We start from the raw sequence: 11,073 nt of genomic DNA on the forward strand, positions 1-11,073 counted from the left end.
CCGGCAACTGGAACCTGCGGGCGATGACGGCGCAGCTCACCGACCTGCAGAACAAGCTGAACGCACTGGCCGCGAAGGACTTCACCGACGAGGCGGCGATCGTGCAGGGCGTGCTGGCCGGGCTGACGCCGGAGGAGATCGCTGCGGCGATCCCGCCCACCATCGCCAAGCAGGTCGCCGACGAACTGGCCCGCCGGCTCGTCGCCTGAGCGGAGGGGCGGCCCGTAGCCGCCGGGCCGCCCCTCTCCACGCTTCCGCAATGATCGTTGGGCAATATCTATTGCGCAACAGTTCTTGCGGATGTCATGGTGGGGGCATGGAAAGCCCTGACGTACGCCAGATCACCGACTCGCGGGCACTGGCCGCGATGGCCCACCCGCTTCGCCGCCGCCTGATGGACGTGCTCAAGGTGCACGGTCCCTCGACCGTCGGCCTGCTTGCCGAGCGCACCGACCAGGCGCCGGCGAACGTCAGCCACCACCTCAAGGTCCTCGCCGCGGCGGACCTGGTCACCGAGGCACCCGAGCTGGCCCGGGACCGGCGTGAGCGGTGGTGGCGGCTGGTCAGCAGGGGCCTGCGCTGGTCCAACGCCGACTTCGACGCCGACCCGGCCGCCCGAGTGGTCGCCGACGCGGCCACCTCGCTCAACCTCGACCGGCACGTCGCCCTGGCTCGCGCGTGGCACGCCACCGACGAAGCCAGCCAGGCAACCTGGGAGGACGCGCCGTTCTCCACCGACCGCTGGCTGCACCTCACGCCGGGCGAACTGGCCGAGCTGAGCCACGAGCTGAACGACGTCCTCGCGCGCTGGGCCGACCGGGACCTGCCCGACGACGACGCCGAACGTCGACCGGTCTTCCTGTTCATCCACGGCGTACCGGCCCGACCGTGACCACCGCCACCCGCAACCAGTCGTTCGACGTCCAGCCGACCGGCGGGTTGCTGCGGCACCGCGACTTCCGCCTGCTCTGGGCCGGTCAGACGGTCAGCAGCGTCGGCAGCAACGTCACCACCGTCGCGCTGCCCCTGGTCGCGGTCGCCGTCCTCGACGCCAGCACCTTCCAGGTCGCGGTGCTCACCGCCGCGGCCTGGCTGCCCTGGCTGTTGATCGGCCTGCCGGCCGGAGCGTGGGTGGACCGGCTGCCCCGCCGATCGGTGATGGTGGTGTGCGACCTGTTCTGCGCGTCGGCCTTCCTCAGTGTGCCGCTCGCCGCCGTGCTGGGCTGGCTCACCGTCGCGCACCTGCTGGTGGTCGCTCTCAGCGCCGGCGCCGCGCGGGTCTTCTTCGAGACCGCCGACCAGGTCTACCTGCCGGTGCTGCTGCGACCCGAGCAGCTACCCGAGGGCAACGCGAAGCTCCAGGCGACGCAGACCGTGAGCCACGTTGTCGGGCCCGGCCTCGCCGGCCTGATCGCCCAGCTCACCGGCGCCGTGGCCGCCCTGCTGCTGGACGCGCTCACGTTCCTCGCCTCGGCGGCGCTGCTGCTGCGGATCCGCACCCGTGAACCACGCGTACGTCGGCCGGACCGATCCCGGTCACTGCGTCAGGACATCGCCGAGGGGCTGCGCTTCGTCGTCCGGGACCCGTACCTGCGGGTGCTGACGGCCTTCGGCGCGGCCAGCAACTTCGGGCTGAGCGGCTACCAGGCCGTCCTGGTGGTCTTCCTGGTCCGCGAGCTGCGCCTCGAACCCGGCCTGGTCGGCGCGCTGGTCGGGGTGATGAGCGTCGGAGGCATCATCGGGGCGCTGGTGGCCGCCAGAGTCGGCCGGCGTTGGGGGACCGCCCGGGCCCTGCTGATCGGTGGGGTGCTCGCCGGCCCGCCGGCATTGGTCATCCCCCTGGCCGCGCCGGGCGTCGGGTTGGCCTGGCCAGCGCTCGGTGGCCTGCTGGTCGGCCTCGGCGTGGCCGTCGGCAACGTGGTCAAGGGCGCCTTCCGGCAGACCTACACGCCGCACCACATGCTGGGCCGGGTGACGGTGAGCATGCAGCTGCTCAACTACGGCACGATCCCGGTGGCGGCCGTGCTGGCCGGTGTGATCGGCGCGCACTACGACGTCGGGACAGCAGTGTTCGTGATGACCGCCTGGCAGGCGTTCACCCCGTTGATCCTGTTGATCGGGCCAATCCGGAGGCGGCGGGACCTGCCCGCCGCCCCGGTGGCGTCTTGAGTGCGCTGCGACGGCGGCCGGAACCCGGCCGCCGTCACCGGCACGGAGCTACATCGGGCGGACGTTGTCCGCCTGCGGACCCTTCTGCCCCTGGGTCACCTCGAACTCGACCTTCTGGCCCTCGTTGAGCTCCCGGTAGCCGCTCGTCGCGATGGCGGAGTAGTGGACGAACACGTCCGGCCCTCCACCATCCTGCTCGATGAAGCCGAAGCCCTTTTCCGAGTTGAACCACTTAACCGTGCCGGTTGCCATGCATCTCTCCCTGTTCAAAGCGGCTGACCATCGACCTCTGGCCGATGATCGCCCGTACCTGTTCGACAGTAACGGGCGAAACCCCAATCTGCTGGCCGAAGTGCCGTAGGTCTTCGAGTGAACTCTGCGCGCCGGCACGTGAAAGCCGCCCCGACCACGCCCCGCTGGGGCATGCTTGCGCCGATGACGGGTGCCGCAGCCGACGCGCTGACCGAGCTGGAGCGCGAGATCGACGCTCCCGGAGCCGGCCTGGACCGGCTCCGGCTGGTCCCCACTCCGTTCGTCCCCGAGGTGCGGCTGCACCTGGCCGAGGACGCCATCGTCTGGTGGGCCCGGATGGAAGCCAACGCCGGCCACGCCCTGCCGGCGCCCTACTGGGCGTCCGCCTGGGCCGGGGGCCAGGCGCTGGCCCGTCACCTCCTGGACCACCCGGAGCTGGCCGCCGGTCGCCGAGTGCTCGACCTCGCCGCCGGGTCGGGACTGGTCGCCATCGCGGCCGCACTGGCCGGCGCCACGCAGGTGATCGCCAACGACATCGACCCGTACGCCGTCGCCGCCGTCACCATCAACGCGCGAGCCAACCAGGTCGCCGTCGACGCGGTCGGGGACGACCTGCTCGACAGCTTCGACGCGGAAGCCGACCTGGTGGTCGCCGGGGACGTCTTCTACGACCGCGCGATGGCCGACCGGATGCTGCCGTTCCTGGAACGGATCGCCGCCGCGGGCGCCGACGTGCTGGTCGGTGACCCCGGCCGGGAGCACCTGCCGGTCGACCGTCTGACGGTGCTCGCCGACTATCCGGTGCCCACCACCGAACCGTCGGTCGACTCGCCACTACGCCGAGTACAGGTGCTGCGGCCCGTCTGAGCGCCGGCGGTGTCTCAGGGGCGACCCCGAGACGGAAGCCAGGGGTCGCTGGGGGCAACAACCGGATGTCCGAAGTGGTGCGGCGGCCATAGCGTACGAGGCATGACGCAATGGCTGGCCCAGATCGGAGAACTGCCTGTTCTGCTGCTGATGGGCGCGCTCGGGCTCGTCATGCTCTTCGATGCCGTACCCCTGCTGGGTGTCCTGGTCCCCGGCGACGTGGCGATCCTCGCCGCCGTCGGGGTGGGCCGCCCGAGCACCGGGCTGGCCACCTTCGCCGCTGTCATGGTCGGCTGCCTGGCCGGTTGGTCGCTGAGTTTCCTGGTCGGCCGCCGCTACGCCGAGCAGCTACGACACAGCCGGATCGGCGATTGGATCGGCGAGGCACGCTGGGTCGCGGCGGAGGGAATCCTGCGTCGCGGTGGCGGCCGGATGATGGTCGTCGCGCCGTTCCTGCCCGTGTTCAACGCGCTGCTTCCGCTGGCCGCCGGTGGGCTGCGGATGTCGTACCGCCGGTTCCTCGGCTGCGCCACGCTCGGCGCGGCTGCCTGGGCCGGTCTCTACCTCGCGCTGGGCACCGCGGCGCGGTCCATCGCCGGGCTGCTGCCCGGTGAGCCCAGCCCACTGGTGATCACGATGGGGGTCGGGGTGGTGTTGGCTTCCGTCGTGTTGCTGGGGGCGCGGCGGCGGCTGTTCGCTGTTGCTTCTTGATCTTCGGGTGGTTGCGGTGGTGAGGCGGGGGCCCGCCGTGCCCGGCTCCGGGCGGTCAGGCTTGATCCCTGGCCGCGTTCGGCGACGCGCTCGCTGCCGCGCTGCACGACGCCGCGACTCACCGCGAGCTGCGGTTGGTGACCGCCCGATCGTCGTACGAGGCGGTGCACGACCCGCTCACCGGGTTGGTCAACCGGGCGGCGATGCTCGGCAAGGGTGACCAGTCGCTGCGGCAGCTCGCGCACGATCACCCGGTGGCGTTGTTGCTGCTGGACATCAATCAGTTCAAGGAAGTCAACGACACCCTCGGTCATGCGGCGGGCGACCAGTTGCTGCGGCTGACCGCGAACCGGCTCGACACGCTGGTTCGCCCCGGCGACCTGCTCGGTCGCCTCGGCGGTGACGAGTTCGCCCTGCTCCTGACCGCAGTACCGGTGCTCGGCGACCGGGCCGCCCCGATGGCCCACGCGATGCGCCAGGCCCGGGAGATCGCCGAACGGCTGGCCGCGCCGACCGAGGTGGCCGGCGTCCGGATGTCGATCGAGGTCTCCGTCGGTGTGGTGGTGGCCGACGCCGGCACCGCCGACCTGACCGAACTGCTGCGCCGCGCCGACATCGCCATGTACCAGGCCAAGGAGGGCGGCGGCAACGTCGCGGCGTACGACGGCACCCGCGACGCTGCCAGCACTGATCAGCTCGCCCTGCTGGCCGAGCTTCGGGAGGCGTTGACTGTCGACGACCAGCTGGTGCTGGCGTTGCAGCCGGCGGTCGACCTGACCACGGGCGCGCCCACCGGCGTGGAGGCGCTGATCCGCTGGCAGCACCCGCGGCGTGGGTGGCTGAACCCGGCCGACTTCATCCGGCCGGTGGAAAACAGCGAGCAGCTCGGCACCTTCACCCGCTACGTGCTGGACAAGGCGCTCGGTGTGGCCGCCGGCTGGGCCCGGGAGGGGTTGGACGTCCCGATCTCGGTCAACCTGTCGGCACGCAGCCTGCTGGACCCCCGGTTGCCGGCGGAGATCGCCGACGCGCTGCGCCGACACCAGGTGCCACCGCACCGGCTCGTCCTGGAGATCACCGAGACGGTGGTGATGAGCGAGTTGGAGGTCATCGACGAGGTGCTGGCCACCCTCCGGTCGATGGGCGTGCAACTCGCTGTGGACGACTTCGGCACCGGCTTCTCGTCGCTGACCTTCCTCACCCGGATCGCCGTGGACGAGTTGAAGGTGGACCGCTCGTTCGTGATCCGGATGGCGGACTCGCCGGAGGCGGCGGCGATCGTCCGGACGACGGTGGGTCTCGCCCACGAGCTGGGGTTGCGCGTGGTCGCCGAAGGGGTGGAGACCGCCGAGCAGCGGATGGCCCTGGCCGAGCTGGGCTGCACCTCCGCGCAGGGCTACCACTTCTTCAAGCCGATGCCGGCGGACAAGATCGGCGCGGTGCTGGGGTCGCTGCGCGACTCGGCGGAGTCGAACGTGTTCCGGCTCCGCGCCGACGGCGCCTCCTGACCGCCGGGCACGTCCGAGCAGGGGTGGTTATGGTCGTCGGGTGAACCGACTCGTCGACGCCACCAGTCCGTACCTGCTCCAGCACGCCGACAACCCGGTCGACTGGTGGCAGTGGTCCGACGAGGCGTTCGCCGAGGCGAAACGGCGCGACGTCCCGGTGCTCATCTCGGTGGGTTACGCGGCCTGCCACTGGTGTCACGTGATGGCCCACGAGTCGTTCGAGAACGAGCAGGTCGGGGCCTTGCTGAACGACAACTTCGTGTCGATCAAGGTGGATCGCGAGGAGCGTCCGGACGTGGACGCGATCTACATGACCGCGACCCAGGCGATGACCGGCCAGGGCGGCTGGCCGATGACCGTCTTCGCCACCCCGGACGGCACCCCGTTCTTCTGCGGCACCTACTTCCCGAAGGCCAACTTCGTCCAGTTGCTCCAGTCGGTCACCACCGCGTGGCGGGAGCAGCGCGAGGCGGTAGTACGCCAGGGTGCCGCCGTGGTCGAGGCGATCGGCGGCGCGCAGGCCGTCGGTGGCCCCACCGCCCCGCTGGACGCGCCGCTGCTCGACGCCGCGGCCGGCCAACTGGCCAGCGAGTACGACGCGACGAACGGCGGCTTCGGCGGTGCCCCGAAGTTCCCGCCGCACATGAACCTGCTCTTCCTGCTGCGCCACCACCAGCGCACCGGTGACCCGCAGAGCTTGGAGATCACCCGGCACACCGCCGAGGCGATGGCCAGGGGCGGCATCTACGACCAGCTCGCCGGCGGCTTCGCCCGCTACTCGGTGGACGCGCACTGGACGGTGCCGCACTTCGAGAAGATGCTCTACGACAATGCGCTCCTGCTCCGTCTCTACACCCAGCTGTGGCGGCTCACCGGTGACGCGCTGGCCCGCCGTGTCGCCCGGGACACCGCCCGGTTCCTCGCCGACGAGCTGCACCGACCGGGCGAGGGCTTCGCGTCCGCGCTGGACGCCGACACCGAGGGCGTCGAGGGCCTCACCTACGCCTGGACGCCCGGACAGCTCGTCGAGGCGCTGGGCGAGGAGGACGGCAGGTTCGCCGCCGACCTGTTCACGGTGACCGACGAGGGCACCTTTGAGCACGGCACGAGCGTGCTCAGGCTTGCTCGGGACGTCGACGATGCCGCGCCGGAGGTCCGCGCCCGCTGGCAGCAGGCGGTGGGACGGCTGCTCGCGGCCCGGGACACCCGTCCGCAGCCGGCCCGCGACGACAAGGTGGTGGCCGCCTGGAACGGGCTGGCGATCACCGCCATCGCCGAGTTCCAGCAGGTCGCCGCCCTGTACGCGTCTCCGCAGGACGAGGACGCCAACCTGATGGACGGCGTGACCATCGTCGCCGACGGCGCGATGCGTCAGGCCGCCGAGCACCTGGCCACCGTGCACCTGGTGGACGGCCGGCTGCGTCGGGTCTCCCGGGACGGCAAGGTCGGCGAGCCGGCCGGTGTCCTGGAGGACTACGGCAGTGTGGCCGAGGCCTTCTGCGTGTTGCACCAGCTCACCGGCGAGGGGCGCTGGCTGACGCTGGCCGGCGAGCTGCTGGACACCGCGCTGGCGCGCTTCGCCGCACCCGGTGGGGCCTTCTACGACACCCCCGACGACGCGGAACAGCTGGTCGCCCGACCCGCCGACCCGACCGACAACGCCACCCCGTCCGGCCGGTCGGCGTTGATCGCCGGGCTCGTCGCGTACTCGGCCCTGACCGGGGAGACCCGTTACCGGGAGGCCGCCGAGGCGGCGCTCGCCACCGTCGCGCCGATCGTCGGGCGGCACCCGCGGTTCACCGGGTACGCGGCCATGACCGGCGAGGCGTTGCTCTCGGGGCCGTACGAGATCGCCGTCGTCACCGAGGACCCGGCGGACGACCCCCTGGTGGCCGCTGCCCGTCGGCACGCCCCGCCCGGGGCGGTGGTGGTCGCCGGCCGCCCGGACCAGCCCGGTGTGCCGCTGCTCGCCGACCGTCCGCTGGTCGACGGCCGGTCCGCCGCGTACGTCTGCCGGGGTTTCGTCTGTCAGCGGCCGGTCACCTCCGTCGAGGAGTTGGTCGCCGAGCTGGGTAGCACGCGGTAGTCGTCGGTGCGCCACGCCGGTGTGGGAACGGGACGCCCGGCGCAGGGTCGCCGGCCCTCCGGGGAGGCGTGCCGAGGGCCCGGATAGGCTGGCCGCGCTATGGATTCCCGTACCGGACTGCCTGTTGTCGGCATGGTGGGTGGCGGCCAGTTGGCCCGGATGACCCACCAGGCCGCGATCGCCCTCGGCCAGTCACTGCGTGTGCTCGCGACCGCCCCCGACGACGGCGCGGCGCTGGTCGCCGCCGACGTCCAGTACGGCGACCACACCGACCTGGCCGCCCTGCGTACCTTCGCCAAGGGCTGCGACGTCGTCACCTTCGACCACGAGCATGTGCCCTCCGAGCACATCCGCACGCTGGCGGCGGAAGGGGTGACCCTCTACCCGCCGGCGGACGCGTTGCTGCACGCCCAGGACAAGCAGGTGATGCGGGAACGCCTCACCGAGCTGGGTGCTCCCAACCCGGCGTGGCGACCGGTCGCTGAGCCCGCCGACCTGGTCGGTTTCGGCGAGCAGGTCGGTTGGCCCGTGGTGCTCAAGGCGGCGCGCGGCGGGTACGACGGCCGGGGCGTCTGGATGGTCGACGACGCCGCCCAGGCCACCGAGCTGGCAGAAACCCTGCTGGCCGGGGGCACGCGGCTGATCGTCGAGGAGCGGGTGCCGCTGCGCCGGGAGTTGGCAGTGCAGGTGGCCCGGTCGCCGTTCGGTCAGGTGGCCGCGTACCCGGTGGTCGAGACCGTGCAGCGCGACGGCATCAACGTGGAGGTGCTGGCCCCGGCGCCCGACCTGGACGAGGAGCTGGCGGTCTCCGCGCAGCAGCTCGCCATCGACCTGGCCACCGCGCTCGGTGTGATCGGTCTGCTGGCCGTGGAGCTGTTCGAGGTCCGTGACGACGCTGGCCGTCCCGCCATCGTGGTCAACGAGCTGGCGATGCGCCCGCACAACTCCGGGCACTGGACCATCGAGGGTGCCCGGACCTCCCAGTTCGAGCAGCACGTGCGGGCGGTTCTGGACTACCCGATGGGCGACACGGCGCTGACCGCGCCGGTGGTGGTGTCGGCGAACGTGCTCGGCGGTGAGCCCGGCGGGATGTCGATCGACGAGCGGTTGCACCACCTCTTCGCCGCCGAGCCGGGCGCGAAGGTGCACCTCTACGGCAAGCAGGTGCGACCGGGCCGCAAGATCGGGCACGTCACGGTGCTCGGCGACGACCTGGATGACGTACGGGCGCGGGCGGCACGGGCCGTTCGTTGGCTGTGCGAGGGGCACGAGTGAGCGGGAACGAGGAGAGGGCCGCAGTGAGCACCGTCGGGTTGATCATGGGCAGTGACTCGGACTGGCCGACCATGCGGGCCGCCGCCGAGGTGCTGGACGACTTCGGCGTGTCGTACGAGGTGCGCGTGGTCTCGGCGCACCGGACTCCGGTCGCGATGATCGAGTACGGCCGCGACGCCGCCGCCCGTGGCCTCAAGGTGATCATCGCCGGGGCGGGCGGTGCCGCCGCACTGCCGGGCATGGTGGCCTCGGTGACGCCACTGCCGGTGATCGGTGTACCGGTGCCGCTGAAGCACCTCGACGGCATGGACTCGCTGCTGTCCATCGTGCAGATGCCGGCCGGTGTTCCGGTCGCCACCGTGTCGATCGGCAACGCGCGCAACGCCGGCCTGCTCGCCGTACGGATCCTCGGCGCCTCCGACGAGGGGTTGCGCACCAGGATGACGACCTACCAGCGGGAGCTGGAGGAGCTGGTAGCCACCAAGGAAGCAGCCCTCCAGAAAACCCTCCGCTAACGCTGCCCCCCACCAGCCGCAGCGGCGTGGGAAGCGCGCCCTCTCAGCCTGCGTCGTCACCCATCCCGCCGTGACCCTCCGGTCTCATCTCATGCCGCGCAGGGCGGTCTGAAGGCGTTCCTGGGCGCGGCGGCGGCGCTCGTTGCTCGCCCCGAGCACGAGCAGCAGGATGCCGACCGGGATGAGCGCGAGCCACGGGCCGAGGCTGACCAGCGCGTGGATCGCGGTGATCGCGGTGACCGACGCGCCGACGATCACCGGGGCCTGCTGCCGGGTGGACGAGCCGAAGATCAGCACCGCGACCGCGCCGAGCAGCAACAGCATCTGCCGCAGGGTGCTGGACTCGGTGGCCAGGACGATGGCCAGGGTCGGGACGAAGGCGGTGACCAACGCCGGCCCGTACGCCACCCAGCTGCTCAGATCAGGTCGGTGACGCAGTTCGAGGACTCCGACGAGCAGGGCCAGTGCGGCGAACGGCAAGGTGTACGCCTCGGGCAGCGCGACGTCGGCGACCCGCATCAGGATCCACCAGGCGGTGATCTCGCAGACCACCACCGCCCAGAACAGGATCCGGCGTTCCACCGGCCGGCGACCGGGCCTGGTCGCCGCCACGCCGAGCACCGCGCCCCAGGCGGCCAGCAGGGCGGCGATGTGTCGGGGCGAGTCGAAGGCGAGGGCCAGGGCGATGAGCGCGGCAGCGTATCCGCTCCACTGCACCGTGGAGGCCTCACGCTGCGCCTCGGGTTGCCGCAGCCGGGGCAGGACCGCCGCGAACACCTGGAGTACGGCCCCGACCGCGAGCACCCCGAACGCGGACCAGACCGGGTCAAGGCGGGTGCGTTCGACTCCCTCGACCACCCCCGCAAGGGGCTGCTCGCGGTTCACGCCGACGCCATCGACGCGTACGCCGACGTCAAGCGCAAGGAGGCGGTCGGCCAGTACGACCTCTTCGGCGCGGGCTTCGGTGACGCCGACACCGGCAGCACCACGGTGATGCCGGTCATCGGTGACAGTGAGTGGGACAAGCGCGACAAGCTGGCCTTCGAGCGGGAGATGCTCGGCCTGTACGTGTCCGACCACCCGCTGTTCGGTCTGGAGCACATCCTCGGCGCTGCGGCCGACACCACCATCGCGTCCCTGGCCGAGGACGGCGCGGTGCCCGACGGGGCGGTGGTCACCCTCGCCGGCATCCTCTCCGGGGTGCAGCGCCGGGTCACCAAGCAGGGCCGCGCCTGGGCCTCGGCCACCCTGGAGGATCTCGCCGGTGGGGTGGAGGCGCTGTTCTTCCCCAACACCTACGAGGTGATCGGGCAGTACATCGCCGAGGACGCCATCGTGGTGGTCAAGGGTCGGGTGGACCGCCGCGACGACACCCCCCGGATCATGGCGATGGACATGTCCATGCCGGACGTCAGCACCAGCGCCACCAACAAGCCGGTCACCCTCACGATCCCGGTGCACCGCTGCACGCCGCCACTGATGGAGAAGCTCAAGGAAACCCTGGTGCTGCACCCCGGCGACACCGAGGTGCACGTCAAACTCCTCAACGGCGGGCGCACCACCACCCTGCGGCTGGGCCCGTTCCGGGTGGCGGCGACGACCGCGCTGATGGGTGACCTGAAGAGCGTCCTCGGCCCGGCCAACGTGAGCTGACCGTCCGCGGCCCAGCCGGCGTCATCGCCGGCCGGGC

General features: G+C 71.7%; 8 protein-coding genes and 4 pseudogenes. 10 read left to right on the forward strand and 2 right to left on the reverse strand.

Annotated elements, in window-relative coordinates:
* From ACWCO3_RS24070 to ACWCO3_RS24080, 3 genes and pseudogenes are all read left to right on the forward strand, one after another.
* Positions 1-209 (forward strand): annotated as a pseudogene (locus tag ACWCO3_RS24070) (hypothetical protein); the annotation flags it as partial.
* A gap of 107 nt (positions 210-316) precedes the next feature.
* The gene (locus ACWCO3_RS24075) at positions 317-892 is read left to right on the forward strand and encodes an ArsR/SmtB family transcription factor (RefSeq protein ID WP_145779839.1); all 576 of its coding nucleotides are present in this window, start codon (positions 317-319) and stop codon (positions 890-892) included.
* The gene (locus ACWCO3_RS24080; RefSeq protein WP_358165126.1) at positions 889-2,169 is read left to right on the forward strand and encodes an MFS transporter; all 1,281 of its coding nucleotides are present in this window, start codon (positions 889-891) and stop codon (positions 2,167-2,169) included. The genes ACWCO3_RS24075 and ACWCO3_RS24080 overlap by 4 nt, the downstream gene beginning before the upstream one ends.
* A 48-nt stretch (positions 2,170-2,217) precedes the next feature.
* On the opposite strand, the gene ACWCO3_RS24085 is transcribed toward ACWCO3_RS24080, so the two are convergent.
* Positions 2,218-2,421, reverse strand: a complete 204-nt coding sequence (locus tag ACWCO3_RS24085) for a cold-shock protein (RefSeq protein WP_007072071.1) — start codon at positions 2,419-2,421, stop codon at positions 2,218-2,220.
* Between the two features lie 183 nt (positions 2,422-2,604).
* Here ACWCO3_RS24085 and ACWCO3_RS24090 point away from each other — a divergent pair, with 183 nt between their 5' ends.
* The 6 genes and pseudogenes from ACWCO3_RS24090 (at position 2,605) to purE (ending at position 9,383) form a co-directional block, all read left to right on the forward strand.
* A complete protein-coding gene (locus ACWCO3_RS24090; RefSeq protein WP_341874430.1) occupies positions 2,605-3,288 on the forward strand; it encodes a class I SAM-dependent methyltransferase in 684 nt (227 codons plus the stop codon).
* A gap of 102 nt (positions 3,289-3,390) precedes the next feature.
* Positions 3,391-3,999 carry a DedA family protein gene (locus ACWCO3_RS24095; RefSeq protein WP_450012164.1) on the forward strand — a complete coding sequence of 203 codons (609 nt, stop codon included), beginning with the start codon at positions 3,391-3,393 and terminating at the stop codon, positions 3,997-3,999.
* A gap of 65 nt (positions 4,000-4,064) precedes the next feature.
* Positions 4,065-5,507, forward strand: a pseudogene (locus tag ACWCO3_RS24100) (putative bifunctional diguanylate cyclase/phosphodiesterase); the annotation flags it as partial.
* 40 nt (positions 5,508-5,547) lie between these two features.
* Positions 5,548-7,593, forward strand: a complete 2,046-nt coding sequence (locus tag ACWCO3_RS24105) for a thioredoxin domain-containing protein (RefSeq protein WP_450012165.1) — start codon at positions 5,548-5,550, stop codon at positions 7,591-7,593.
* A 99-nt stretch (positions 7,594-7,692) separates the two neighbouring features.
* A complete protein-coding gene (locus ACWCO3_RS24110; protein ID WP_145786374.1) occupies positions 7,693-8,868 on the forward strand; it encodes a 5-(carboxyamino)imidazole ribonucleotide synthase in 1,176 nt (391 codons plus the stop codon).
* A 23-nt stretch (positions 8,869-8,891) separates the two neighbouring features.
* Positions 8,892-9,383, forward strand: coding sequence for a 5-(carboxyamino)imidazole ribonucleotide mutase (gene purE, locus ACWCO3_RS24115; protein WP_358073991.1), 492 nt, complete (start codon positions 8,892-8,894; stop codon positions 9,381-9,383).
* Between the two features lie 84 nt (positions 9,384-9,467).
* Here the strand turns inward: purE and ACWCO3_RS24120 are convergent.
* A pseudogene (locus tag ACWCO3_RS24120) lies at positions 9,468-10,202 on the reverse strand (SCO7613 C-terminal domain-containing membrane protein); the annotation flags it as partial.
* Positions 10,203-10,208: 6 nt separating this feature from the next.
* Here ACWCO3_RS24120 and ACWCO3_RS24125 point away from each other — a divergent pair.
* Positions 10,209-11,036, forward strand: a pseudogene (locus ACWCO3_RS24125) (OB-fold nucleic acid binding domain-containing protein); the annotation flags it as partial.
* Positions 11,037-11,073 lie beyond the last annotated feature (37 nt).

This window comes from Micromonospora sp. NPDC002411, from assembly GCF_053592955.1.

Excerpts from the sequence above, each read along its gene's own strand:
- ACWCO3_RS24090 (WP_341874430.1), top strand. The coding sequence starts at position 2,605 with ATGACGGGTGCCGCAGCCGACGCGCTGACCGAGCTGGAGCGCGAGATC.
- ACWCO3_RS24085 (WP_007072071.1), bottom strand. The coding sequence starts at position 2,421 with ATGGCAACCGGCACGGTTAAGTGGTTCAACTCGGAAAAGGGCTTCGGC.
- ACWCO3_RS24095 (WP_450012164.1), top strand. The coding sequence starts at position 3,391 with ATGACGCAATGGCTGGCCCAGATCGGAGAACTGCCTGTTCTGCTGCTG.
- ACWCO3_RS24110 (WP_145786374.1), top strand. The coding sequence starts at position 7,693 with ATGGATTCCCGTACCGGACTGCCTGTTGTCGGCATGGTGGGTGGCGGC.
- ACWCO3_RS24075 (WP_145779839.1), top strand. The coding sequence starts at position 317 with ATGGAAAGCCCTGACGTACGCCAGATCACCGACTCGCGGGCACTGGCC.